Below are 25,342 nucleotides of genomic sequence, written 5' to 3' on the forward strand. Positions count from 1 at the left end.
AATAAATTCAGACTCTAAAACAAGTTTTTTATGATGTTTTAAAATTCATAAATAGTTAATGCACTTCTTAGTTTAGGTTCAATATAAGTAGTTTTTGGAGGCATTAACAAACCAGCATCTACAATTTCTTTTAACTCATTTACATTAGTGGGTAACATTCCAAAAGATACTTTAAATTCGCCAGCATCTACTTTTGTTTTTAGTTCTAAGCTATCAGATTTATCTTGAGAATATACAATTTTAGAATCGTTTCTAATATCATTAATACCTAAAATTGGTTTTAAAACTGTGGTATATAATATTTGAGCATCTAGTTTACTTAAAGCATCTGTAAACTTATACATAGATTTTCTTAAATATAACGCGTAAAATTCACCGTTTAAATACATGCTAAAATGATGTTTTTCTTTCGGTTTATACAATTCTTGTTTTCGATTTTCAATTCTGAAATAGGTGTCTAATTCAATTAGAAATTCATCTGAAGTTAAACCATTTAAATCTCTTATAAATCGATTGAATTCGTAGATTTTCAACTCACTTTCTGGCAGTAAATAACTCATAAAAAAGTTATAATCTTCTTCACCTGTATGATTTGGATTTTCCTTCGCCAATCTTTGTGCCAACAAACAAGATGATGTAGATCTGTGATGCCCATCTGCAATGTATAAAGTTTCCACTTCTTTAAAAGCTGCTGTTATTTTTTTAATATCGTTAGCATTATTTACAACCCATAATAAATGCAAATCTTTATCAGTTGTAGAAAATTCGTATTCAGCTCTTTGTTGTTTGTATTTTTTAATAATTGATGTAATTACATCATTATCAGGATATGTTAATAATACAGGTTCTGCATTAAAACCTGTGTTTTTTAGGTAATTTTCAAATAATAATTCTCTTTTCTTAAGTGTTCCTTCGTGCTTTTTTATTACGTTATTATGATAATCTTCTACTGAAACAGCAGAAATAATTCCACAAAAAGTATCATTAGGAGTTATTTTTTCATAAATGTAAAAAGCAGGAATTTCATCTTTTTGAAAAACGTTATTTTCTTTAAATTCTAAATACCTGTTATGCACTAATTTAAAGCGTAATTCTTGTGTAATATCTTGTTTATGATATTTATAACCAGGATTAATTACGTGTAAAAATGTATACGGATTAAAGGCTAATTTAGAATATAGCATTTCTGGAGTATAAATTTCGTACGATTTGGAAGAAACCATAGCGACTTTATCTCTTGTAGCTCTTACTGCTTTAAAAGGTTTTACAACTGCCAAATTATTTTAAAAGTTTTATAATTTGATTTGCAATTTCTATTCCAACTCTTTCTTCTGCTTCTAAAGTTCCAGCTCCAATATGTGGAGATAAAGATAAATCTGGATTCATAAGTAATTGAATTTCTGGAGTTGGTTCACTTTCAAAAACGTCTAAACCAGCGAATTGTACTTTACCGTCTTTTATCGCATTTACCAAAGCGACTTCATTTAAATTTCCTCCTCTTGATGTGTTTATAATACCAACACCATCTTTCATTTCTTCAATTTCTTTGGTATCAATTACATAACTATCTTGATCTGGAACGTTAATGGTAATAAAATCTGCATCTTTTAGTAATTCTTCCTTCGAACTCATTTCAATATTAAAATTGATTTTTTGTCCATTGAAAAAATCTAAGGTAATGCTTTCAGAGTCTATATTTTCGTCCATGGCAATTACTTCCATACCAATTCCGATGGCAATTTTCGCTACTTCTTGTCCAATACTTCCAAAACCAATAATTCCCAATTTTTTACCACGTAATTCTGTTCCGTTAGAATATGTTTTTTTCAATTCTCTAAATCTAGAATCTCCTTCTAAAGGCATTTCTCTGTTTGCAGAATGAAGAAATCTTGCCATTCCAAAAAGATGTGCAAAAACCATTTCTGCTACAGAAATTGTAGATGCTTCTGGTGCATTAATTACGTGCAATCCTTTTTCAATAGCATAATCTACATCAATAGTATCCATACCTACACCAGCAAAAGCGATGAGTTTTAAAGACGGACATTCATCAATTAAATCGTCACGAACTTCCGTTAAACTTTTTACTATAAGTGCATCTATATTATGTTCGTTTATATAATTTTCTAGTTGATTTTGAGCTACTTTTGTGTTTAAAACCTCAAAACCTTCTTTTTCTAAAGCGTCAATACCACTTTTTGATAATCCGTCGTTTGCTAATATTTTCATCCTAATAAGTTCAAAATTTAATGTTCATAGTTCAAGGTTTTTATTAATACTCAAAATTTTGAATATTAAATTTTTAACCTTAAACCTCTTTTTCCAAGGCTTGCATCACATCTACCAAAGCCTGTACACTATATAATGGCAATGCATTGTACATGCTTGCTCTGTAACCACCAACACTTCTATGTCCATTTAATCCATTAATTCCAGCTTCTTTCCACATTTTGTCAAATTTTTCCTTTAAAGATTCATCCGTTAATGTAAAAGTAGCATTCATAATACTTCTGTCTTCTTTTGCAACTATTCCTTTAAAAAGCGGATTTCTATCAATTTCAGCATATAAAAGAGAAGCTTTTTTGTTGTTTACTTCTTCAATAAAAGGAATTCCTCCTAAATCTTTCAACCATTGTAAGGTTAACATAGAAACATACACAGCAAAAACAGAAGGTGTGTTAAACATACTGTCTTTATCGATATGAACTTGATAATTTAACATAGAAGGAATGTGTCTTTCTACTTTTCCCAAAATTTCTTCTTTAATAACAACTAAAGTTGCACCTGCAGGACCCATATTTTTTTGTGCACCCGCATAAATTAAATCGAATTTTTCGAAATTTAACTGACGAGAAAAAATATCTGAACTCATGTCGCAAACCAAAGGAATATTTGTTTCAGGAAACTCTTTCATTTGTGTTCCTGCAACTGTATTGTTACTTGTACAGTGAAAATAATCTGCATCTTCAGGAATTGAATATCCTTTAGGTATGTAAGAGAAGCCTTTATCTTTAGAAGAACCAACTTCTACAACTTCTCCAAATGCTTTTGCTTCTTTAATGGCTTTATCTGCCCAAGTTCCTGTATTTAAATATGCTGCTTTTTTGTTTAGTAAATTGTAGGCAACCATTAAAAACTCCATACTTGCACCACCTTGTAAAAATAATGCTTTATAGCCTTTATTCTCTAACCCTAACAACTCTAAAGCCAAACTTCTGGCTTTTTCTATTACTTCTACAAAAGGTTTGCTTCTGTGAGAAATTTCTATTAACGATAAATTATCATCATTAAAATTTAAAATTGCTTCAGATGCTTTTTGCAAAACTTCTTGAGGCAAAATACAAGGTCCTGCACTAAAATTATGTTTTTTCATTTCTTAAGTTTTCAAAGTTTCAAAGTTTCAAAGTTTCAAAGTTTTAGTAATAAAAATTCCAAAAACTATCAACCATCAACAAAAAACCATTTTTATATTTTCGATAAAAATTCCAATGTATTCACTCCATCTGCATAATCCCACAATGCAGGATTTTGAGTTTCGCCAAAAGCAACTTCATTTTCTATAAACTCTTTGGCAACAACACATTGTATCTTATCTCTATCTTCATGTAATTTTATTTTTAGGTCGATTTCATTATCATAATATTCATAAAAAACAGTGGCAATAGGAGAGGAGTAACTCTCATCTTCCTTTATTATTAAAAAACCATTTTCTAACAAATCGAACTCGCTCATTAAATACACAGCCTTATTGTAATCGTAATTATTGGCGTATTTTGCGTTGTTAATCATGTCTTTTTTTACATACATTCCATTAAAAAAGTTATTGAAATCGTACTCTTTTGGAACATAAATTTTGGAAACAGATCTACAACCCAAACCGAAATAGGTAAAAACATCATCTGCTAATTTCTGTAAATCTTCTTCAGTTTCATTTCCTTTTAAAACAGCTACAGAATTTCTACTTTTTCTAATAATATTTGGCTTGTTTTTGAAATAATATTCGAAATAACGTGCTGTATTATCGCTTCCAGTTGCAATTACTGCATCAAAATTTTCTAACTTTTCTTCTGTAAAAGTGATTTTTCCTTTGAATTCTTGTTCAACATATTCTAAATACTTTGCTAAAAAAGGTAATAAATGTTTATCGCCAGAAGATTGTTTCACTAAAACGGAATGACCTGATATTAAAACCGACAAAAAATCATGAAAACCAACCAAAGGAATATTACCAGCCATTACAATTGCAACTGTTTTTGGAGTTTCAACTTTGATATTATTATCAAAAATCCATTTTTCTAAATTGCTTTTGGTTAAAGCTTTAGACCAACTTTCTAAAGAAAACAATAAATTTTCGGTTGTAAACCAAGAATTGTTTTCTTTTGCAATTTTTAATTGATGTTTAAAGCCATCAAAAAATAAATCGTTGTGTGCTATATTTTCCTTTTTAACTACTTTTTCTTGCGAAAACTGACTTAAAAAAGCGCCTAATTTGGCAAAAGCAGCAATTCTATTTTGAATACTATCCATTTATTTTGGTTGTAACTAATTTTGGAGTTATTTTTGCAATTGCAAAGGTACAAATTAGAAAAGAAAATTATGGCAATTATAATAACAGATGAATGTATAAATTGTGGGGCTTGTGAACCAGAATGTCCTAACACAGCAATTTACGAAGGTGCAGACGATTGGAAATATTCAGATGGAACAGATTTAAGTGGAAATGTAGTTTTACCAAATGGTAAGTCTGCAAATGCAGATGAAGACCAAGAACCAATTTCCGACGAAATTTATTACATTGTTGCAGACAAATGTACAGAATGTAAAGGTTTCCATGAAGAGCCACAATGTGCTGCAGTTTGTCCTGTAGATTGTTGTGTGCCAGATGACGATAATGTAGAAACTGAAGAAGAGTTGTTAGCGAAACAAAAATTTATGCATAACGATTAATATTTTTATTTTAAGAATTAAGAGAATATAGTTTATACTTTTATATAGAATGAAAAAATCCCGAGGTTAATTCGGGATTTTTTTTGGTGAATACTTTTGTAAATATTGTTTTATGATAGCTCTGTTTTTCCATGAAGAATTTTCATACTCTTCTTTAGACATGTAAGTAGTTCGTTTCTTAAAATCTTCTTTTTTAAAAGGTTTTATTTCTGAACTTTTAATATTTAAAGGTTCATTTAAAAGTACTTCTGTAGTTTCAGAAACATTTACTTCTACCTTTATATTAAATTTTACTTTCTCTTTTTCTTCTGTATTTTCTATAAATTTTATAGGTCTGTTTACGTAGGCGTAACTTGTTTTTGTTTCATAATAATACGAAGGATAAATTTTTCCGAATTCATTTGTTTCATAAAATAAAGTAACTTCATTTTTGTTTTCTGAAAACTTTACACCTAACAATAACCTTAAATTTATATGATCTCCTCTTTTGCCATCAGCAAATTGATAAGCTATTTTTTTAATGGAAAAATCAAAAGGATCAATATGTATTTTTCCAGTATATTTTGCTTTAGATTTCCTTGGTTCAAATGAAATAACGTAATACTTAGCAGTTCCTAAAACTTCGTTTTTTTCTAATTTGTGATTGTAGTATTTTCTGTCAAAAAAATTGAACTCATTTTTTTTATTAAAAAATACACTTTCTTTTTTTATGCTCATTAAGTAGTTGGAAACTTTTATGTTGCTAAAATTATTGCTATTTTCAAGCGAATCATTTGTTTTTAAAACCTTTTTAAACGATAGAGAATCTTCAACTTTAAACCAACCAGATTTTACTTTATAAGTTTTATCATTACTTAAATGTTTCAAAACAATATTTTGTAATTTGTTAGTCACATTTTTTATAGTAAGACCATTTCCAACATCCGCTTTTTTAAAACCTTGTATGGTATCAGTTTTGTAAAAAGTGAGTGTTTTTTTAAGTTTCGGCTCATAAATTTCTTTAGACATTGTTTTTGCCTTAAACTCAGTTACAAATTCTGGTTTTTTTTGCTGAATATTTTCTGAAAACTCTTTAAGTTCTTGTTCTGCTAATTTTTTATTTTTTTTACTTAAAATTGAACTAGATTTTAACGCTAATTCTAATTTTTTGAAATCCATTTTTTGTGTATCAATAGCATACATCTCTTGTTTTACAGACTCATACAAGTAGTTGTTTTTCATACTTGCTGTTGTTTTTGAGAGTAAAGAGTCTAAAGATATTTTGGCAATATTTAATTGAATTTCATTTAGTTGATTTACTATTTCAGTCAATTCTATGATATAATTTAGTTTTTTGAAATCATCAATAGGTATTGTTTTGCTTGAAAATCCTAAAAATGAAAAAGTTACAGTTTTTACATCTTTTAAATTCAAACTAAAACGTCCAAATTTATCAGTAGTAGTTCCTGTTTTTAAATTCGTTGCTATAGATACATTTTCCATTGGTTGTAAAGAGTTTTCGTTTATTACTTTACCAGAAATTGTTTGCGAAAACGATGCAATACATCCTAAAAAGAAACCGTAAATAATAAGTAGTTTTTTATTCATATATTTTAATTTTTTGGTAAAGTAATCTTAATTTTTATTCCTAAATAAAACACATTTAAATTTAACAAAGTATTATCTTTGCATTCTGAAAATTTTAGAAAAGATTAACCAAAATTATGTTAACTCTTCTCTTTCTATTTAAAAACAACATCAATGAAAGCCGGAATTGTAGGATTACCAAATGTAGGAAAATCAACTTTATTTAATTGTTTGTCAAATGCAAAAGCACAAAGTGCAAACTTTCCTTTTTGTACGATAGAACCAAACTTAGGAGTTGTAAATGTGCCAGATAAACGTATTGAGAAATTAGAAGAATTGGTAAATCCAGAAAGAGTAATACCAGCTACTGTTGAAATTGTAGATATTGCAGGTTTGGTAAAAGGGGCTAGCAAAGGAGAAGGTTTAGGAAATCAGTTTTTAGCAAATATTCGTGAAACAGATGCTATTTTACACGTGGTAAGATGTTTTGATAACGATAATATTATTCATGTTGATAGTTCTATTGATCCTGTTAGAGATAAAGAAACAATTGATATTGAGTTACAATTAAAAGATTTAGAAACGGTTCAAAAAAGACTTGAAAGAGTAAAAAGAACTGCAAAAACAGGAAACAAAGAAGCACAAGCAGAATTGGTTGTTTTATTAAAAATTGAAGAAACTTTGTTGAAAGGACAATCTGTAAGAACTTTAGAGTTTTCTGAAAAAGAAATAGAGTTTGTACAATCTTTACAATTTATTACTGCAAAACCAGTATTATACGTTTGTAATGTAGATGAAAATTCTGCTGTTTCAGGAAATGATTATGTAGATAAAGTAAAAGAAGCTGTAAAAGATGAAAATGCAGAAGTTATTGTATTGGCAGTTGGTACAGAAGCAGATATTACAGAATTAGATGATTATGAAGAACGTCAAATGTTTTTAGCAGACATTGGTTTAGAAGAAGCTGGTGTTTCACGTTTGGTACGTTCTGCATACAAGTTATTAAACTTACAAACTTATTTTACAGCAGGTGTAAAAGAAGTAAGAGCTTGGACAATTCCTATTGGAGCAACTGCACCTCAAGCTGCAGGAGTAATTCATACAGATTTTGAAAAAGGTTTTATTAGAGCAGAAACTATTTCTTATGAAGATTACGTAACTTACGGTTCAGAAACAAAAGTGAAAGAAGCTGGTAAAATGAGAGTAGAGGGTAAAGAATACATTGTAAAAGATGGTGATGTAATGCATTTCCGTTTTAATGTATAATTTATTATTACTCAAATAAGTTTTTACTAACTTTTTTTTTGACAAATACTAAAAAATCCAATGAAGTAATTCGTTGGATTTTTTATTTGATATTTTTAAAATTGATATGTTAAACTAATTGCTTGGTAATTTTCACCATAAAAATTTTGGTCCATAATTGGTTGGAAAGATAAAGACTGGTTCTTTTTTTTATGCAATTCAGGAATATAATAACCCGCCAAAGCACCTAAAGTGTAGCCTAACATAACATCAGTTAAAAAATGCTGACCAGCTTGCATTCTATAATAACCAACAGCAGCTGGTAAAATTGCAGCTCCTGCATAAATGTATGGAATTACGGGTGAATCTGGATTAAAATCTTGATATACTTTTGCTGCAAAAAAAGTTGCAGTTGCAGTAGCAGCTACATGTCCCGAATAAAATGATCTGGTAGCTGTAATGCTTTTTCGTTGTTCTAAAGGAGCATCTGTTCCATAAGTGTAAGGTCTACTTCTGTTAGATAAACCTGCTGTTATTGTAAATAATGCAGATGTTGTTGCCAAACTTTCTATGTAAATTCCAAATAATTGTCCAGAATGATTGCGTGTTTTTTTGTCTAATAATAATGCAAAAGGTGCTGCAAAAGATAGTGCAAAAGGAATGTCACTTATTTTATTGGCGTTTTCAGAATAATTTCCGGCAACCCATCTATCCATAAAATTAATTTCATCAATTTCACTTCTAATTTGAGCCAAATCTTCATCTGAATAAGAATCTTTATTAGATATTATAAGCAAACCACCTGCACTTGCCGCAAAAGCTGCACCTGTCCATATTCCATCTCTTTTCCATTTCCACTCATAAGGAGACGTGTTTTGTTGTCCAAATGAAATTTGTGATAGTAAAAGAAAGGTTAATAGCGATGTAAAAATTTTCATATTTTTCTTTTTTACAAAGAAACTAGGAATCTCAATTTTCAATTATCTCAAATAATTAAAATATTAACTCAATAAAGCAAATTGCAACCCTATTAATTGCCTTTTATTCTTTTCCATAAATCAAATAGCAATTTTTTAGCATTACGCTTTTCTTTAGGTTCTTCAATAAAAAACGGAGTTCCATTTTCATCGATATTAATTTTGTATTTGAAAACAAAATTATTGGCATTTGGTTTTATACTTAATGTACCAAAACGTAAATCGTTAAAATAAAGCGTATTATTTATTTTGTTAATGGTATACCAATTTTTAGAAATGGCAATCATTCTTTTCATTTTAGGATGGTTTTTTAATTCTCCTAATAAATGATGATTTTTTAGATATTTAGAAAACTGAATTGGATTTTCATCAAAAAATGAAGCATATCCAATTAAAAAGGCATCTTCGGTTTCGATATTTGCTGTCCACAAAATAGTGTTTAAAGGAGCTGGTTTTGTTTCAATATTTTTATATATAATGTTTTGAGAAGCAAGTTCTTTGGTGAATTTTTGATAAGAAATTCCTTTCAAAATTAAAGTGATTACTAAATAAGAACAACTGATTATCAACCCTAAATTATTGTACAAACGTCTTTTTTTCGCTTCCTTTTTTTGAAGTAGTGCTAAAACTAAAAAACCTAAAAAAGGAAATGTGTATAAAGGATCTATCACAAACACATTTTTAAAAGCTAAACGAATATCTAAAGGCCAAAATAATTTTGTACCCCAAGTAGTTTGCGCGTCTAAAATTGGATGTGTTACAAAAGCTAAAAAGAACAATAATGTCCAATTTTTAAAGTTTTTATATTTTTCGTATTTTGTAACTATAAAAGCAAAAAGAGGAGCAAAGAGTACTGAAAATAAGATAGAATGAGTAAAACCTCTATGAATTTCTAAAGCAGTAACAGTATCTGTAAAGTAAGAAGCAACAACATCTAAATCTGGAATAGTGCCAGCAATAGCGCCATATAACATGGCCTTATTTCCTATTTTTCTTCCTAAAACAGCTTCACCAACTGCAGCTCCTAAAACAATTTGAGTTAATGAATCCAATACTTGTTAATTTATATTTTATTCAAAAAAAAAAACAGATTATAAAATATAATCTGTTTTTGTTTTTTTTAGTTTTTATCCTTTATAAAAAGGCAACTTAACAATCGTTGCAGGAATTGCTTTTTTACGAACCTGAATATGTATTTGTGTACCCGATTTTGCAAAAAGCGTTGGTACATACCCCATTCCAATTCCTTTTTGTAAACAAGGGCTCATAGTTCCTGATGTTACGTTTCCAATCACGTTTCCATTTCCATCTACAATATCGTAACCTTGTCTTGGAATACCTCTTTCGTCTAATTCAAAAGCCACCAAACGTCTTTCTGGTTTGTGTTCTTTTTCTTTCGCTAAAGCTTCATGATTAACAAAATCTTTGGTAAACTTGGTAATCCAACTTAAACCAGCTTCAATTGGTGAAGTTGTATCGTCAATATCATTTCCATACAAACAATAGCCCATTTCTAAACGTAAAGTATCTCTTGCAGCCAAACCAATTGGTTTAATTCCATAATCTGCGCCTGCTTCAAAAACTTTGTTCCAGATTTGTTCTACTTCAGCATTTTTACAATAAATTTCAAATCCACCAGAACCAGTATAACCAGTTGCAGAAATAATTACGTTTTCTATTCCAGCAAAATCACCAACTTTAAATTTGTAAAAAGAAATGTCTGCTAAATCTAAAGAAGACAAAGGTTGCATTGCATCAATTGCTTTTGGACCTTGTATTGCTAATAGAGAATAATCATCAGATAAATCTTTTAAATCTGCATTAAATTCTTCGTTATAAGAAGAAATCCAATTCCAATCTTTTTCAATATTAGAAGCATTCACTACTAATAAATATGTGTCTTCTTTAATTCTATAACAAATTAAATCATCTACAATTCCATTTTCAGTATTTGGAAAACAGCTGTATTGTGCATCACCAATTTGTAGTTTAGAGGCATCATTTGAAGTTACTTTCTGAATTAAATCTAGTGCATTTTTTCCAGAAACTAAAAACTCACCCATATGACTTACATCAAAAACTCCTACAGCTTCTCTTACAGTTAAATGTTCTGCTGTAACACCTTCATATTGTACAGGCATATTAAAACCAGCAAAAGGTACCATTTTTGCTCCAAGTTTTTCGTGAATAGAGTTAAGTGCTATATTTTTCATCAATCGATTTCTTAAAATTTCAGCTAAAATATTGAAAAATGCTCAATAATCAATCACTAATTTTTTGTTAATGTTTCTATGGAAAAAATAATTAATACTACATTTGAAAAAACAACCATTAATCTTTTTTAAAATGAAGAATTTTAATTTTTTATGTGTTTTTTTACTGACAATTACTTTCAGTGGATTTTCACAAACACCTACAGATTTTTTATCAAAAGAATTTCATAAGAGCAGAAGAGATGCTTTAAGGGCTAAAATGCCACCAAATTCTGTGGCTGTAGTATTTGCAAACCCTCTAAGAAATAGAGCGAATGATGTAGATTATGTGTTTCATCAGGATCCAAATTTTTACTATTTAACAGGCTACAGAGAGCCAAATGGAGTTTTGGTATTATTTTCTGATAATCAAACTGATGAAAATGGTATTTCTTATAATGAAATATTATATGTTCAAGAGAAAGATGAAAGAGCAGAACAATGGAATGGAAAGCGTTTAGGAATTGAAGGAGCAAAGAAGAACTTAGGTTTTAAAGTGGCTTTTAACGGACAAGACTTTGTAGACTCAAAAGTAGATTTTACAAAATTTGATAGAGTTTTTATAGAAAAGTTTAATGACGATTACAGAAACTCAGAAAGAGAAACCGCAGAAATTTATGATTTGGTAAAATCTTTTAAAGAGAAAGCGAACTATAATCCAAAGAATTTTTTATCATCAATAAAAAAGCAAATTTATGAGTTTATTAAAGTTACACCAATAGAAAACAGTGCCAATGTTGCGCAAATAATTGGTAGAGCTTTGGCTTATGACCCTTCATTAAAAAATGATGAAGATTTAATGCAATATAAAGATGCTACAACTGATAAATTAAAAAAAGAACTTAAACAAAAAATAACCTTAAAATTAGCATCAAAAACTAATATAGACGTTAGTTTTTTATCTAATAATTTAGCTGCGTTAAGAGAAGTTAAAACAGCAGAAGAACTAAAACTTTTAACCAAAGCAGTTCGTATTTCTGCAGTTGGACAAATTGAGGTAATGAAAGCCATGAAACCACATATGTCTGAAACTGAATTACAAGGAATTCATGAATTTGTTTACAAAAAATATGGTGCAGAATATGAAGGATATCCATCAATTGTAGGTGCAGGAAACAATGGTTGTATTTTACATTACATTGAAAATAATAAAACCAAAGTTGGTAATGATTTGGTTTTAATGGATTTAGGAGCAGAATATAGAGGTTACACTGCAGATGTAACACGCACAATACCTGCAAGTGGAAAATTTACAAAAGAACAAAAAGAAATTTATGATATTGTATATGCAGCACAAGAAGCTGGTATTGCCGAGAGTAAAGTGGGCAACAGTTTTGGTGCTCCAAATATGGCCTGTAGAAAAGTGATTAATGAAGGTTTGGTAAAATTAGGAATCATAAAATCTGTAGATGAAAAACATAATTATTTACCTCATGGAGTTACACATTATATTGGATTAGACGTTCATGATGCAGGAACCTATGGTACTTTTGTAGAAAATTCTGTAATTACTGTAGAACCTGGAATTTATATTCCTGAAGGAAGTAATTGTGACAAAAAATACTGGGGAATAGCAGTTAGAATTGAAGACGATATTTTAATTACCAACAATGGGCCTGTTAATTTATCTGGGGAAGCTCCAAGAAAATCAGATGAAATTGAAAAAATGATGAAAAAGAAATCTGTTTTAAATGAATTTATTTTACCAGATTTAGATTAATAATGAGTAAAACTGCAATCATTTTAGGAGCAACAGGCTTAACAGGAGGTATTCTTTTAGAAAAATTATTAGCAGATAAAAGGTACTCAACAATTAAACTTTTTTCAAGAAGTTCTGTAGAAGTTGCATCAGAAAAAATACAAGAATTTATTGTTGATTTATTACAATTGGAAAATCATTCAAAAGATTTTACTGGAGATGAAGTTTATTGTTGTATTGGAACCACAGCTTCTAAAACGAAAGATAAAGAAAAGTATAAGAAAATAGATTACGGAATTCCAGTAACAGCAGCAAAACTTTCTAAACAAAATGGTATTGAAACATTTGTGGTAATGTCATCAATGGGAGCAAATCCAGATAGTAGTGTTTTTTATAATAGAACGAAAGGAGAAATGGAGCGCGATGTTTTACAACTAAAAATTAAAAATACATTTATTTTAAGACCTTCTTTAATTGGCGGTAATCGTGATGAAAAAAGAATTGGAGAAAAAATAGGGAAAATAATAATGAGTATTTTAAATCCATTATTTGTTGGTGCTTTAAAAAAATACAGAATGATACACCCAGAAAAAATTGCCAGCTGTATGAAAATACTAGCTAATAAACCCGAAAAAGAAGTTATTATTAGTTCTGATAAAATTTTATTAATAGCAAATACCAAATAACGTGAGTGAAAAACAACCCAACAATCCAATGCATGGAATAAAGTTAGCAACAATTTTAGAAGAACTTTTTAAAGAATATGGATGGGAAGAGTTAGGAGATACTTTAAATATAAAAGCTTTTAAAAACAACCCAACATACAAATCGAGTTTAAAATTTTTACGAACTACACCTTGGGCAAGAGAAAAAGTGGAGCGTTTTTACATTAAACATATAATTGATAAATAAGTTATTTTAAATTATCAATCCTTTTTGTATACCATATTTTACTAAATCTGTTGTGTTTTGAGTGTTTGTCATTTCAAACAGTTGCCTTTTATGAGATTTTAATGAATTTTCTGTGATGTTAAGTATTTCAGCAATTTGTTCTGAAGTTTTATCAGAGTGTTTATATAGTGCTTTTAAAATCTCTATTTTTCTATCTGTAAAATCTATTTTATCAAAGTGAATTTTAGTTTTAATTTCTTTTTTTTGGTTATTAGCAGATAAACTATTTACAATTATCTCTTCGAACTTTTCAATGTCGCTATCTTTACCAACAAACACATCTACCTGTTTTTTTAAAGATTCTCTTTTCATAAAACTATTATTTAAAGAAGTTAAGCTTATAATTTTAAAGCTCTTCTTTTCTGGTCTAATTTTATCAATATAATCTAATGAATTTACTCCTTTAAAATTGATATCTAAAACCAGCACATCAAAAATAGCATTATTGGTGTATTTAATTAATTCATTTAAATCAATAAAAGTAGCAACAACATCTATTTTTTTATTATCCGAAAAATGATTTGCTAAAGCATCTACAAAAAACCGACTATCATCAGCTATTACTATTTTTATTTGTTTCATTTTTAGGGATTTTCATTGTTATAGTTACACCATTGTTTTTGGATGATTCAATTTTAGTAGTACCATTTAATAAAGCAACTCTCTCTTTGATATTATGCAAACCAAAACCATTTTTTGGAATAAATGTAGTATCAAAACCAATACCATTATCTATATATTTTAATATAATAAATTGATTTTCTGTAACCATTCTAACTAAAATATGTGATGCTTTAGAATATTTAATTCCGTTTGTTAATAGTTCGGAAAATATAAGGTAAATATGATAAGTATCCTCTTGTTTTAAAAAAGTATCATTCAAATGAAAATGAGTTTGAATATCAATCTTTGATAAAGTATTTAACTTTAAGCATAAGTCATTTAAATTCTCAATAAGATTTTCCACGTTTATTTTTGGAGTAAAAATGGTATTTAATAAGAAACGATATTCTTTATAAAAGGAATTTACAATTTTTTCTATTTCAGATTTTTTTTGATGAATATTACCTAAAAGGTTAATTTTTAAAGCTTCAATATTACCTCCAAAACTATCGTGAACAGCGTTTATTAATTGATTTCTCTCTTTAAGTTGCAATTGCAAAAGATTGTCTTGAAATGAGTTTTTTAGAGCTAAGTTCTCTTGTTTTAAAATAGATGCCATACGTTTTTCTTGAAGTATTTCAGATATGATAAAATAAGTAATAAAAACCAGTTCTAATGCAGTAGCAATGTATTGTGCGTTATCTAAAAGTAAACCTGTAAGTATTGATATGTCTGCTTCTGGATTGTATAAAGTTCTAATTTGATAGAAAAATAAAGGTATTGTAAAACCTACAGCAAGATATTTTGGGATTTTATTTTTAAAAGCCAAATAAACATGAAAAACGATCATAAAAATAATCTCTAGTTGCAAAACAACCCAAGAAATACTTTTTATGTTCGAAAAGTTTGAGTGATAAATTTTTGACAAGAATAACAATAGTAAAAGAGAATTTATTCCGATGAAAAACTTTAAAAAACCATTAAAGAATTTTGGAATTCTTTTTTTTCCATAAAATGATAGCTGAAAGAGAATTAAAAAAGAAAATCCAAGTAGCTGAAACATTGTTTTTAAATTCACAATTAAAAAAAGAGAATCCCCCCAAAGATATTTTACACCCAAACCTTTATAGGCAAATAAATCTAGAAAAGTAAAAATTAGAAAAAAACCATAAGCAATAAAACTCCATCTTTTTTGGTCTAAAAACAACAATAGATTCACTAAAAGTAAAATAATAAAAAAAGTTAGCAAGAAAATGGTAAAGTAACCGTCTTTTTGAACGAATTCTAAAAACTCATTTTCGTTAAGAAGCAGAAATTTTTTTGTAAAAAGCGAAATGCTATTCTCTATTTTTATGATTAATTCAATATTATTTCCTTTTTCAATTTTCCAAGTTGGCAGTCTAAAATTTATTGCTTTATGACTAAAATTCTGTAAATTATCAATACAGTGTAATTTGAGAACAGTATCATTTTTTATCTGATAAACTTCTACGCTTTTAAAATATTGATGCCAAATTGTAAAATAAGAATCTTCCTTTAACTGTTTGGGTAATTTTATTAGCAACCATTTACTTTTGTTTTTATCTATATTATCATAAATGTCATTCCCAATAGGTTTGATAAACGCTCCATTTTTATAGTAGCTATATATCTGATTAAAATCATCAATATCCTGAGAATTATCTAAGTAGTAAGCATTTTTATGAATAAGATATTCAGTCTTTTTTTGTTGGGAAAAGACTAAAAGAGGCAATAAAACTAAAAAAAATAAAATCCTTTTTTTCATGAAAAATCTAACACTAAAGTATGATTTTTTATTGAAAATGATGTTCTAATTTTGTGCTAAATTTTTAATTTAAATGATTATGAATACTATTTTTAAACCTTTTGTATACTTATTTGTTATTGCATTTTCCTTTAGCTCATGTGAAAGTACAGAAGAAGAAATAGTAGATTCAGAAGTGCTTACTCCTTGGGAAAGAAAATTTTATGGAGGACAGCATAATATAAACAATATAAGTTTTTTCACTACAGAAATTGAAGGTTCTACGAATGTAAATTTTGATTGTTTTGTATGTCAAGCAGAACTTCCATCTAATATTTTTACAACTGCAACCATAAAAATTTATTTGCCAAAACATCCTCAAGAAGGATTTCAAACAGGTTTAGAAACTTTAGAGAGCAATAGAGTTATTATTAGATATGATAATGGTTTATTTACAGAAGACGTTTACGAGGATGGTAGTCTCAAATTTATTGGAATAATTCAAGATCCAAATGATGACACTAAAGAGCTTTCAGGCTTTGAATTTAATTTAACAATTCCATCATTTTATAACATTACAAAAGACAATTTTGAATATATAGAATTTCCTTTCTTTTTAAAATATTTAGACAACAATGGAAATGAAATTTTTAGAGGAGAGAGAACATTTTCAATCTTAAACTCTACATGTTAAGTACTAAATAATATCAAATTTCAACTTTAAACAATCAATTATGAAAATTAAATTTTTATTTACATTACTAATTCTTACTAGTTTTTCAATCTTTGGACAAGATGAAAAAAATAACTCTCTATCTCCATCAGACTACCATACATTAGATATTAAAAATCTTGAGCTAGATGATAATTTTTTAAATATATATTATGAAGGTGGTTCTATTATGCCTTATGAAACTTTTTTAAAGAATTTTATTGTTCAAGGTAAAATAGGTGTAGGTTACTCTGCTACTAAATTTGAAAATAATGAAAGTTCATTATTTTATTTACCATTGCAAGTAGGAGGTGGATTTATGTTTGAAGAAGATATATTTAAATTTTATTCTACTTTATCTGCAGGTCTTCAAATTGGCTATTCAGATATAAAAATAGCAACTGAAAGTTCAAGTGAATTTTTATTTGATTTCATTTCATATGCAAACTTTGGAGGAATGGTATTTTTTGGTAAAGAATCAAAATATGGAATTCAAGTAGAATATAATTACGCAATTGAAGGAGTAGATAGAGTTTTAGTAGGATTAGCAATAAGATTATAAATATATGAAAATGAAAAAAATAATATTTATACTAGGTGTATTTTGTCTAATAAATTGTTCTACAAGCGAGGATGAAATAGACGATAATCAAAATAATACTGATATCTTTTTTGTTGCTACTAATGGTATAACTATAAAAGCAAAACAAAACGTTGCAGTTGGCTCAAAAGGAATTTTAAATGGCGAAACGTACACTTTAGTTGACAAGCAAATGATTATTGAAATGAGAAACAATTTACAAGATCTTTCTAAAGTTGTTACAACAGGTATAAAAGATATGAGTGAGTTATTCTGGTCAGACAGATCATTTAACCAAGATATAAGTTCTTGGGACGTTAGCGCTGTAACAAATATGAGCAGAATGTTTACTAATGCTAATGATTTTAATCAAGATATAAGCAATTGGGATGTTTCTAATGTAATTGATATGTCTTATATGTTTGGAGGTACAAAAGACTTTAATCAAAACTTGAATAATTGGGATACTTCAAATGTTTTAGATATGAGTTTAACTTTTTTTAGTTCAAATTATAACGGCAACATAAGTTCTTGGGATGTTAGTAGTGTAGAGAATATGGGTCAAATGTTCTACGATGCTGATAATTTTAATCAAGATATAAGTTCATGGAATACATCAAACGTTTTAAATATGACTGAAATGTTTTTTGATTGTGAAAACTTTAATCAAAATTTATCTTCTTGGATTGTAAACCAAATAACAGACGAAAGCTATGTATTTACAAATACAAGTGGAAATGAAGTGAAAGCTTCAGGTTGTATTAATTTTAGCAAAGATGCACTAAATTGGACTTTACCAAAGCCAAACTTCACAAATTGTAATTAAAAAAATAGTTATTTCGATATAATTTCCAAGACCAAATCTTTAGTTAAGGTTTTTCCATTAGCTATTTCTTTAATTTTTGCAAAAGGAAATAAAAAATCACATCCATTTTTATAATTGGAACAACCGTAAGCGGTTTTTCCTTTTAAAATAGTTCCTTTTTTACATTTTGGACAAACTATTTTATCAGAAGACTTCTCAACTGCGTTCGAAGAAACATTTGAATTGTCATTTCGACCTTGTATAGAAATCTCACTTTTTTTTGCATTTTGTTTTTGTTTTGCCTCTAATTTTAATGCAAAATTTTCATCAAAACGAATCAATCCATCTATTTTTTCAGAATCAGTTTTAAAACCTTTTAAATTTGTAGTACAACCTTTATCAATCAAACGAATTAGTTGATTTTCAGATATTTTTTTTCCGTAAATTTCAAACGGAATTTTTAAATCACAATTATTTTTGTATTCAGAGCAACCATAAGCAGAAGATCCTTTTAGTAAAGTTCCTTTTTTACATTTCGGACACGTTTTACCTGCTACTTGTTTTTTAGATTTTTTATCATTTTTACCTTGTGGAGATTTCTCAACTGCGCTCGAAGTGACTGTTGAGTTTGAAGAAAGTCTTTTTACTGTATTATTAGAACGAACTTCATACACCAATTCATCCACCATTTTTTTCATATTATTTATGAAAGTTCCTGCATTAAATTCTCCTCTTTCAATTTCTTTTAAACGCTTTTCCCATCTACCAGTTAATTCTGCAGACTTTAAAAGTTCATTGTCAATTAATTCAATTAAGTCGATGCCAGTTTGTGTGGGTACAACTAATTTCTTTTTACGTTTAATGTATTTTCTTCGGAATAATGTTTCAATAATACTTGCTCTGGTTGATGGTCTTCCAATACCATTTTCTTTCATCAATTCGCGCATTTCATCATCATCCACTTGTTTCCCTGCAGTTTCCATGGCGCGTAATAAACTTGCTTCTGTAAAATTTCTTGGTGGTTTGGTTTCTTTTTCTAAAAAGGATGGTTCATGTGAACCTTTTTCACCTTTTACAAAAGATGGTAAAGTAGTTTGTGCGTTTAATTCTTTTTTCACCTTACTTTCTTCTGTTTCAAAAACAACACGCCAACCTTTGGTTAAAATTTCTTTTCCATTTGTTTTAAAAGGTACTTCAGCAGCTTTACCCATTACTGAAGTGTTAGAAACATCTGAATCCGGATAAAAAACAGCGATGAATCTTTTGGTAATAATGTCATAAACTTGCTGTTGGTTGTACTGCAAATTTCCTTGAATTCCTGTTGGAATTATAGCATGATGATCTGTTACTTTTTTATCATCAAAAACACGTTTCGATTTTTTTATTTTCTTTCCTAAAAGTGGTTGAGTTAATTCGCTATAATTGGTTAATTTCGATAAAATTCCTGCAACTTTTGGGTATACATCATTTGGTAAAAAAGTAGTATCTACTCTTGGATAGGTAACTACTTTCATTTCATACAATTTCTGAACAATTTTTAGAGTATCATCTGCAGAAAACCCAAATTTATTATTACAATATACTTGTAAACCCGTTAAATCGAATAATTTAGGAGCATATTCTTTTCCTTTCTTTTTGGTAACAGAAACAATTTCAAATTCAGATTGAGCCACTTTATCCGCTAAAACTTGACCATCTTCTTGTTTTAAAAAGCGTCCATCTTCATAATTGAAAAGTGTATTTCTGTAAGTTGTTTGCAGCTCCCAATAAGGTTGTGGTTTAAAATCTTGAATTTCTTTATAACGATTTACTAACATCGCTAGAGTAGGAGTTTGCACTCTACCAATGGACAACACTTGTTTATAACCACCAAATTTAACAGTATATAAGCGAGTTGCATTTAAACCTAACAACCAATCTCCAATAGCTCTAGAATACCCAGCATAGTAAAGGTTATCGTATTTTTTAGAAGATTCTAAATTTTGAAAGCCTTCTTTTATGGCTTCTTCTGTAAGTGATGAAATCCATAATCGTTTTACTTCTCCTTTGTAATTACATTGATTAATTACCCAACGTTGAATGAGTTCTCCTTCTTGACCAGCATCACCACAATTTATGATAACATCTGCTTTTTCGAACAAACTTTTTACAATATTAAATTGTTTTTTAATTCCTGAATCTCCATTCACTTTCGTATCAAAACGTTCAGGCAACATAGGTAGGTTATTCAAATCCCAACTTTTCCAATGCGGTTTGTAATCTTTGGGCTCTAAAAGCGTGCATAAATGCCCAAAAGTGTAGGTTACAGCATAGCCATTACCTTCGTAGAAACCATCACGTTTTGTGTTGGCTCCTAAAATACTAGCAATTTCTCTTGCGACACTTGGTTTTTCGGCGATACAGACTTTCATTTATTTTTATTGAATGACTAAATATTCGACATTTTGTAATGTTATATTTTTAATAATTGCAATATCTAAAGATTCTTCTTTATCATAAGAAATTATACAACTAGAGTCAGGATTTAATTCAACACAATTATCAATATTTGCTTGTGAAACAATAACACCATCAGCATTTGTAGTTATAAATGGAATACCTTTAATATTTTTATTGCCTGTATTATTTAGTTCTATTTTATATTTTAATCTACTCGTATTATTACCTGTGTCAGGTGTAAAATCAAACTCTAAAACATTATATGAAAATTCAGATAATCTAGGAAGTTCCTTAATTGTTTCTGCAATATCTGGTTCTGGAAAACTACAGTCTACAACCTGGGTTATTTCTGGATAAAAAACGGAACCAGATGTAGTAGTAATTGTAAATTCATTTTGAATAATAATAGTTTTTGCACAATCTTTTTCTGAACTACATGAAAAAAATGATGCTAAAATTGATATGAATAAAAAGCTTTTAATTTTTTGCATAATAAGTTTTTTTTGAAGTTCAAATTAAAGAAATATTTATGGTTTTTTTAGAAATTACTTCACCAAAGCCAATTGAATTCGTTTTCTAACCACATCTACCTCTAAAACTTTCACTACAATTTGTTGTTGTAAAGCCACAATGGTATTGACGTCTTTTACAAAAGTATCTGATAAATTAGAAACGTGAATTAAACCACTTTCTTTAATACCAATATCTACAAAACAACCAAAATTGGTGATATTATTTACAATTCCAGGTAATAACTGACCTATTTCTAAATCGTTGATAGTTTTAATAGTTGCATCAAAAGCAAAAGCTTTTGCTTTTTGCCTTGGGTCAACTCCTGGTTTTTCTAGTTCTTTAATAATATCTTTCAAAGTTGGTAAACCTACGTTTTCTGAAATATAATTTTGTAAATTAATTTTCTGAAGAATTTCTTTATTTCCTATCAAATCATCAACTTTACTCTTTAAATCTTTTGCCATTTTATCAACAATAGTATAGCTTTCTGGATGTACTCCAGAATCATCTAAAGGATTTTTTGCATTTTTAATACGTAAAAATCCTGCTGCTTGCTCATAGGCTTTTCCACCTAATCTTGGTACTTTTTTAATATCATTTCTTGAGTTGAAAGCTCCATTTTCGTTTCTATATTGTACGATGTTTTCTGCTAGTTTTGGTCCAATTCCAGAAACATAACTCAACAAAGATTCACTTGCTGTATTGATATTTATGCCAACTGTATTTACACAACTTTCAACTGTAGTATCCAAAGATTTTTTTAGTTTGGTTTGATCTACATCATGCTGATATTGTCCAACACCAATTGATTTTGCATCAATTTTAACCAATTCAGCCAAAGGATCTTGCAATCTACGTCCAATAGAAACTGCTCCACGAACTGTAACATCGTAATTAGGAAATTCATCTCTAGCAATTTTGGAAGCAGAATAAATAGAAGCACCAGCTTCACTTACCACAAAAACATCAATGGTATTTTTAAACTGTACTTTTTTAATAAGTTGTTCTGTTTCTCTAGAAGCTGTTCCATTTCCAATAGCAATGGCTTCAATTTGATAAGCCTCAGCTAAAGAACTGATTTTTTTAATGGCATCAAAAGATTGATTTTGAGGAGTGTGTGGAAAAATAGTTTCATTGTGAAGCAAATCACCTTGCTCATTTAAACAAACCACTTTACAACCCGATCTAAAACCAGGATCTATTGCCAGCACTCTTTTTTCACCTAAAGGCGCTCCTAATAACAATTGTTTTAAGTTTTTAGCAAAAACAGTAATAGCTGCTTCATCTGCTTTTTCTTTAGCAATAGCTAAAGCTTCATTGGATAAAGAAGGGAATAATAATCGTTTGTAAGCATCTTGAATAGCCAATTGAATTTGATGAGCGCACTCGTTGTTGGAACGAATAATTCTATCTTCCATTTTTTGCAAAGCTCTTTCATTATCTATCTCTAATTTTACACGAATAAAACCTTCGCTTTCAGCTCGTAAAATAGCTAACAATCTGTGTGATGGAATTCTGTTTAATGATTCGCTCCAATCAAAATAATCTTTAAATTTTTGTGCTTTGGAACTTGTACTGAGCGCAGACGAAGTGTCATCTTTTTTAGTCTTAATTATTTTGGATGAAATTTGCGCAAAACGTTCTAATTGATAACGAATATTATTTCTAATATCAGTTCGTTCATTAATCCATTCAGCAATAATAAAACGTGCGCCTTCTAGAGCTTCTTCAATGGTTTCAACATCATTATTTATGTATTTTGATGCAGTATATTCCAAATCATTTACACGCTGACTCATCATCATTTTAGCTAAAGGTTCTAAGCCTTGTAAACGTGCGCTTTCTGCTTTGGTTTTTCGTTTCTTTTTAAAAGGTAAATACACATCTTCTAAAGCAATTAAATCTTTAGAATTAGTTACTTTTCCTTCTAATTCTGATGTTAAAAAATCTTGTTCTTCTAAAGCTTTTAAAATTGCTTTTTTACGTTTTTCAAGGGTTTCAAAAGCTTCTTTAAATTTTACAATTTCACCAATTTCTACTTCGTCTAAATTATCAGTCAATTCTTTTCTATATCTACTAATAAAAGGAATTGTAGCGTCTTCATTTAATAATAAAATTGTATTTTTTATTGCTTTTTCTGATAATTGAGTTTGTTGTTTTATGTAAGTGTGTAATTGCATTTTTTTATCAATTATAATACGCTAAGAAAAGGAAACCTCATAAAAGTGGTTTTATGAGGTTGCTAAGATAGTTTTTAAATTCTTTTATTAATTAATAATCTTTTCAAAAGCCAAACGTTTTGCTCCATAACTGGTATAAATAATACCACAATATTGATACCCCATTTTTTTAATTAAGGCTTGCATGGTTTTGTTATCTTCATGCGTATCAATTTTTAAACTTCTAATATTTTTTTCTTTTAACTGTTGATGCAATTGCTCAAAAACAAATTTTGAAATGCCTTTTCCTCTATGATTTTTACTCATCGCTAATCTATGAATTACTCCATAAGGCTCAGATTCATCTTGTATCCAATTACCATCAATTACTTTTTTATAAGTAGGTTCTTTTCTCGTGGTAAACATAGTTGTAGCCACAATTGTGTCATTTTCATTTAAAATAACATAACTTTCTTTATTACTAATGTCGTTTTCAACTTGTTCTTTATTTGGGTATCCATTTTGCCATTGATCTATATTCATTGATTTTAACAATGATTTTGCATCGTTAATAATTTCCATAATTCTTGGAATATCATGTAAAGTTGAAAGTTGAATTTTCATTGAATTAAATATTTGAATAAAAAAACCACAGAAATACAATTTGTACGTTGTATTTCTGTGGCTAAAATAATTTATTTTTTAAGATTTTATGCGGTAACTTTTTCTTTTTTGACTTTACTTTTTGGAGCAAAATCTACAACTTCTTGGTTATGCAAAATATCTTGAATGGTTTGTCTTTTTCTAATCAAATAATCTTTTCCGTTAACAACCATTACTTCTGCAGGTAAATAACGTGAGTTGTAATTAGATGCCATTGAAAAACAATATGCGCCAGCGTTGTGAAAGCAAAGTACATCTTCTTCAGAAATTTCTGCAATTCTTCTATTAGAACCAAATGTATCAGTTTCACAAATATAACCTACTACAGAGTAATATCTGTCTCTTCCATCAGGATTAGAAATATTTGTAATATGATGATAGGAATTATACATCATTGGTCTTACTAGGTGATTGAAACCAGAATCTACATGTGCAAAAACAGTAGAGGTTGTTTGTTTTACAACGTTTACTTTTGCTAAAAAAGAACCAGCTTCTGAAACCAAAAACTTTCCTGGTTCAAACATCAAGGTAATTTCTTTACCATATTCTGTACAAAACTCATTAAATCGCTCTGATAATTGAATACCCAATTGTTCAATATCTGTAGAAATATCTCCTTCTTTGTAAGGAACTTTAAATCCACTTCCAAAATCTATGAAATCAATATTTTTGAATTGTTTTGCTACATCAAATAAAATTTCTGAGGCACGTAAAAAAGTGTCAATATCTAAAATATCAGAACCTGTGTGCATGTGAATTCCGTTGATGTTCATTCCTGTATTTTCTACAACACGTTTAATATGTGGCACTTGGTGAATGGAAATACCAAATTTAGAGTCGATATGACCTACAGAAATTTTAGAATTACCACCAGCCATAATATGCGGATTGATACGAACACAAACAGGAATTTCTGGATGTTTTTGTCCAAATAACTCTAAAATAGATAGATTATCAATATTTATTTGTACACCTAATTTAGCAACTTCTTCAATTTCTTGTAATGAAACTCCATTTGGCGTGTAAATAATATTTTTTGGATCAATTCCTGTTGTTAAACCCAATTGAACTTCTTGGTAAGAAACCGTATCTAAACCTGCACCTAAATTTTTAAAGAATTTTAAAATATTTATGTTTGACAATGCTTTTACAGCATAGTTTAATTTTAAGTTTTTTACACTACTAAAAGCCTGAGTTAATCTATTATATTGCGATTCAATTTTATCTGTATCGTAAACGTATAAAGGACTTCCGTATTTATTTGCTAATTCTAAAAGTTGTGTGTTTTCCACAATAATGTTATTTAATTTTGGTCAAAAGTAACCAAATTGTTTAATAAACTTGTTTTTGTTTAAAAATATAACAAATTGTTTTTTATTGTGAATTTTAAGGTTGTTTAGCTTTTAGAAGGTAGCAGTTTTTCTACAAATAAAAATTAATAATTATGCCTTTAAAAAACGTTGAAA

23 protein-coding genes are annotated in these 25,342 nt (G+C 28.6%); 8 read left to right on the plus strand and 15 right to left on the minus strand.

Going from position 1 to position 25,342, the window contains the following annotated elements:
- Window positions 1-38: 38 nt before the first annotated feature.
- The 4 genes from FDT66_RS03700 to FDT66_RS03715 form a co-directional block, all read right to left on the minus strand.
- On the minus strand, window positions 39-1,277 hold the full coding sequence (locus FDT66_RS03700) for a DUF1015 domain-containing protein (protein ID WP_138534813.1): 1,239 nt from the start codon (window positions 1,275-1,277) through the stop codon (window positions 39-41).
- A gap of 1 nt (window position 1,278) precedes the next feature.
- Window positions 1,279-2,229, minus strand: a complete 951-nt coding sequence (locus FDT66_RS03705) for a D-2-hydroxyacid dehydrogenase (RefSeq protein ID WP_138534814.1) — start codon at window positions 2,227-2,229, stop codon at window positions 1,279-1,281.
- Between the two features lie 79 nt (window positions 2,230-2,308).
- A complete protein-coding gene (gene serC / locus FDT66_RS03710) occupies window positions 2,309-3,373 on the minus strand; it encodes a 3-phosphoserine/phosphohydroxythreonine transaminase (RefSeq protein ID WP_138534815.1) in 1,065 nt (354 codons plus the stop codon).
- Between the two features lie 92 nt (window positions 3,374-3,465).
- Window positions 3,466-4,527 carry an acyl-CoA reductase gene (locus FDT66_RS03715; RefSeq protein WP_138534816.1) on the minus strand — a complete coding sequence of 354 codons (1,062 nt, stop codon included), beginning with the start codon at window positions 4,525-4,527 and terminating at the stop codon, window positions 3,466-3,468.
- Between the two features lie 69 nt (window positions 4,528-4,596).
- Here FDT66_RS03715 and FDT66_RS03720 point away from each other — a divergent pair, with 69 nt between their 5' ends.
- On the plus strand, window positions 4,597-4,947 hold the full coding sequence (locus FDT66_RS03720; protein ID WP_138534817.1) for a 4Fe-4S dicluster domain-containing protein: 351 nt from the start codon (window positions 4,597-4,599) through the stop codon (window positions 4,945-4,947).
- Between the two features lie 66 nt (window positions 4,948-5,013).
- Here the strand turns inward: FDT66_RS03720 and FDT66_RS03725 are convergent, their stop codons facing one another.
- Window positions 5,014-6,534, minus strand: a complete 1,521-nt coding sequence (locus FDT66_RS03725) for a carboxypeptidase-like regulatory domain-containing protein (protein ID WP_138534818.1) — start codon at window positions 6,532-6,534, stop codon at window positions 5,014-5,016.
- Between the two features lie 153 nt (window positions 6,535-6,687).
- Here FDT66_RS03725 and ychF point away from each other — a divergent pair, with 153 nt between their 5' ends.
- Window positions 6,688-7,779: a redox-regulated ATPase YchF gene (ychF, locus tag FDT66_RS03730; RefSeq protein ID WP_138534819.1), complete on the plus strand. Its 1,092-nt coding sequence runs from the start codon at window positions 6,688-6,690 to the stop codon at window positions 7,777-7,779.
- Window positions 7,780-7,874: 95 nt separating this feature from the next.
- Here the strand turns inward: ychF and FDT66_RS03735 are convergent, their stop codons facing one another.
- The 3 genes from FDT66_RS03735 to gcvT all read right to left on the minus strand — a co-directional run bounded on the left by FDT66_RS03735 (window position 7,875) and on the right by gcvT (window position 10,948).
- Window positions 7,875-8,696: a phosphatase PAP2 family protein gene (locus FDT66_RS03735; protein ID WP_246034753.1), complete on the minus strand. Its 822-nt coding sequence runs from the start codon at window positions 8,694-8,696 to the stop codon at window positions 7,875-7,877.
- 92 nt (window positions 8,697-8,788) lie between these two features.
- Window positions 8,789-9,787: a metal-dependent hydrolase gene (locus tag FDT66_RS03740; RefSeq protein ID WP_138534820.1), complete on the minus strand. Its 999-nt coding sequence runs from the start codon at window positions 9,785-9,787 to the stop codon at window positions 8,789-8,791.
- A 75-nt stretch (window positions 9,788-9,862) separates the two neighbouring features.
- A complete protein-coding gene (gcvT, locus tag FDT66_RS03745; protein ID WP_138534821.1) occupies window positions 9,863-10,948 on the minus strand; it encodes a glycine cleavage system aminomethyltransferase GcvT in 1,086 nt (361 codons plus the stop codon).
- A gap of 133 nt (window positions 10,949-11,081) precedes the next feature.
- Here gcvT and FDT66_RS03750 point away from each other — a divergent pair, with 133 nt between their 5' ends.
- Genes FDT66_RS03750 through FDT66_RS03760 form a run of 3 tightly spaced genes read left to right on the plus strand, consistent with a single transcriptional unit; the run spans window position 11,082 to window position 13,598 of the window.
- The gene (locus tag FDT66_RS03750; protein WP_138534822.1) at window positions 11,082-12,707 is read left to right on the plus strand and encodes an aminopeptidase P N-terminal domain-containing protein; all 1,626 of its coding nucleotides are present in this window, start codon (window positions 11,082-11,084) and stop codon (window positions 12,705-12,707) included.
- Between the two features lie 2 nt (window positions 12,708-12,709).
- Window positions 12,710-13,372, plus strand: a complete 663-nt coding sequence (locus FDT66_RS03755) for an NAD(P)H-binding protein (RefSeq protein ID WP_138534823.1) — start codon at window positions 12,710-12,712, stop codon at window positions 13,370-13,372.
- Window position 13,373: 1 nt separating this feature from the next.
- A complete protein-coding gene (locus FDT66_RS03760) occupies window positions 13,374-13,598 on the plus strand; it encodes a VF530 family protein (protein ID WP_138534824.1) in 225 nt (74 codons plus the stop codon).
- Between the two features lie 6 nt (window positions 13,599-13,604).
- On the opposite strand, the gene FDT66_RS03765 is transcribed toward FDT66_RS03760, so the two are convergent.
- Complete coding sequence (locus tag FDT66_RS03765; RefSeq protein ID WP_138534825.1) at window positions 13,605-14,219, minus strand: response regulator transcription factor; 615 nt, start codon at window positions 14,217-14,219, stop codon at window positions 13,605-13,607.
- Window positions 14,191-16,026, minus strand: a complete 1,836-nt coding sequence (locus tag FDT66_RS03770) for a sensor histidine kinase (protein WP_138534826.1) — start codon at window positions 16,024-16,026, stop codon at window positions 14,191-14,193. Before FDT66_RS03770 ends, FDT66_RS03765 begins: the two co-directional genes overlap by 29 nt.
- Before the next feature lie 79 nt (window positions 16,027-16,105).
- Between FDT66_RS03770 and FDT66_RS03775 the strand changes: the two genes are divergently transcribed.
- Genes FDT66_RS03775 through FDT66_RS03785 form a run of 3 tightly spaced genes read left to right on the plus strand, consistent with a single transcriptional unit; the run spans window position 16,106 to window position 18,123 of the window.
- Window positions 16,106-16,699 (plus strand): hypothetical protein, encoded by a 594-nt coding sequence (locus FDT66_RS03775; RefSeq protein WP_138534827.1) that lies wholly within the window; start codon window positions 16,106-16,108, stop codon window positions 16,697-16,699.
- A 40-nt stretch (window positions 16,700-16,739) separates the two neighbouring features.
- Window positions 16,740-17,279: a hypothetical protein gene (locus FDT66_RS03780; protein WP_138534828.1), complete on the plus strand. Its 540-nt coding sequence runs from the start codon at window positions 16,740-16,742 to the stop codon at window positions 17,277-17,279.
- A gap of 10 nt (window positions 17,280-17,289) precedes the next feature.
- Window positions 17,290-18,123 (plus strand): BspA family leucine-rich repeat surface protein, encoded by an 834-nt coding sequence (locus tag FDT66_RS03785; protein WP_171032309.1) that lies wholly within the window; start codon window positions 17,290-17,292, stop codon window positions 18,121-18,123.
- An 8-nt stretch (window positions 18,124-18,131) separates the two neighbouring features.
- On the opposite strand, the gene FDT66_RS03790 is transcribed toward FDT66_RS03785, so the two are convergent.
- The 5 genes from FDT66_RS03790 to lysA form a co-directional block, all read right to left on the minus strand.
- Window positions 18,132-20,513, minus strand: a complete 2,382-nt coding sequence (locus FDT66_RS03790; protein WP_138534830.1) for a type IA DNA topoisomerase — start codon at window positions 20,511-20,513, stop codon at window positions 18,132-18,134.
- A 6-nt stretch (window positions 20,514-20,519) separates the two neighbouring features.
- A complete protein-coding gene (locus tag FDT66_RS03795) occupies window positions 20,520-21,032 on the minus strand; it encodes a hypothetical protein (RefSeq protein WP_138534831.1) in 513 nt (170 codons plus the stop codon).
- A gap of 54 nt (window positions 21,033-21,086) precedes the next feature.
- On the minus strand, window positions 21,087-23,234 hold the full coding sequence (locus FDT66_RS03800) for a Tex family protein (protein WP_138534832.1): 2,148 nt from the start codon (window positions 23,232-23,234) through the stop codon (window positions 21,087-21,089).
- An 87-nt stretch (window positions 23,235-23,321) separates the two neighbouring features.
- Window positions 23,322-23,837 carry a GNAT family N-acetyltransferase gene (locus tag FDT66_RS03805; protein WP_138534833.1) on the minus strand — a complete coding sequence of 172 codons (516 nt, stop codon included), beginning with the start codon at window positions 23,835-23,837 and terminating at the stop codon, window positions 23,322-23,324.
- Window positions 23,838-23,923: 86 nt separating this feature from the next.
- A complete protein-coding gene (gene lysA, locus FDT66_RS03810) occupies window positions 23,924-25,168 on the minus strand; it encodes a diaminopimelate decarboxylase (RefSeq protein ID WP_138534834.1) in 1,245 nt (414 codons plus the stop codon).
- Window positions 25,169-25,342: the final 174 nt, after the last annotated feature.

The organism is Polaribacter aestuariivivens (assembly GCF_005885675.1).
GTDB lineage: Bacteria > Bacteroidota > Bacteroidia > Flavobacteriales > Flavobacteriaceae > Polaribacter > Polaribacter aestuariivivens.

Excerpts from the sequence above, each read along its gene's own strand:
- FDT66_RS03705 (WP_138534814.1), bottom strand. The coding sequence starts at position 2,229 with ATGAAAATATTAGCAAACGACGGATTATCAAAAAGTGGTATTGACGCT.
- serC (WP_138534815.1), bottom strand. The coding sequence starts at position 3,373 with ATGAAAAAACATAATTTTAGTGCAGGACCTTGTATTTTGCCTCAAGAA.
- FDT66_RS03715 (WP_138534816.1), bottom strand. The coding sequence starts at position 4,527 with ATGGATAGTATTCAAAATAGAATTGCTGCTTTTGCCAAATTAGGCGCT.
- FDT66_RS03720 (WP_138534817.1), top strand. The coding sequence starts at position 4,597 with ATGGCAATTATAATAACAGATGAATGTATAAATTGTGGGGCTTGTGAA.
- FDT66_RS03725 (WP_138534818.1), bottom strand. The coding sequence starts at position 6,534 with ATGAATAAAAAACTACTTATTATTTACGGTTTCTTTTTAGGATGTATT.
- ychF (WP_138534819.1), top strand. The coding sequence starts at position 6,688 with ATGAAAGCCGGAATTGTAGGATTACCAAATGTAGGAAAATCAACTTTA.
- FDT66_RS03735 (WP_246034753.1), bottom strand. The coding sequence starts at position 8,696 with ATGAAAATTTTTACATCGCTATTAACCTTTCTTTTACTATCACAAATT.
- gcvT (WP_138534821.1), bottom strand. The coding sequence starts at position 10,948 with ATGAAAAATATAGCACTTAACTCTATTCACGAAAAACTTGGAGCAAAA.
- FDT66_RS03750 (WP_138534822.1), top strand. The coding sequence starts at position 11,082 with ATGAAGAATTTTAATTTTTTATGTGTTTTTTTACTGACAATTACTTTC.
- FDT66_RS03755 (WP_138534823.1), top strand. The coding sequence starts at position 12,710 with ATGAGTAAAACTGCAATCATTTTAGGAGCAACAGGCTTAACAGGAGGT.
- FDT66_RS03765 (WP_138534825.1), bottom strand. The coding sequence starts at position 14,219 with ATGAAACAAATAAAAATAGTAATAGCTGATGATAGTCGGTTTTTTGTA.
- FDT66_RS03770 (WP_138534826.1), bottom strand. The coding sequence starts at position 16,026 with ATGAAAAAAAGGATTTTATTTTTTTTAGTTTTATTGCCTCTTTTAGTC.
- FDT66_RS03775 (WP_138534827.1), top strand. The coding sequence starts at position 16,106 with ATGAATACTATTTTTAAACCTTTTGTATACTTATTTGTTATTGCATTT.
- FDT66_RS03780 (WP_138534828.1), top strand. The coding sequence starts at position 16,740 with ATGAAAATTAAATTTTTATTTACATTACTAATTCTTACTAGTTTTTCA.
- FDT66_RS03785 (WP_171032309.1), top strand. The coding sequence starts at position 17,290 with ATGAAAAAAATAATATTTATACTAGGTGTATTTTGTCTAATAAATTGT.
- FDT66_RS03790 (WP_138534830.1), bottom strand. The coding sequence starts at position 20,513 with ATGAAAGTCTGTATCGCCGAAAAACCAAGTGTCGCAAGAGAAATTGCT.
- FDT66_RS03795 (WP_138534831.1), bottom strand. The coding sequence starts at position 21,032 with ATGCAAAAAATTAAAAGCTTTTTATTCATATCAATTTTAGCATCATTT.
- FDT66_RS03800 (WP_138534832.1), bottom strand. The coding sequence starts at position 23,234 with ATGCAATTACACACTTACATAAAACAACAAACTCAATTATCAGAAAAA.
- FDT66_RS03805 (WP_138534833.1), bottom strand. The coding sequence starts at position 23,837 with ATGAAAATTCAACTTTCAACTTTACATGATATTCCAAGAATTATGGAA.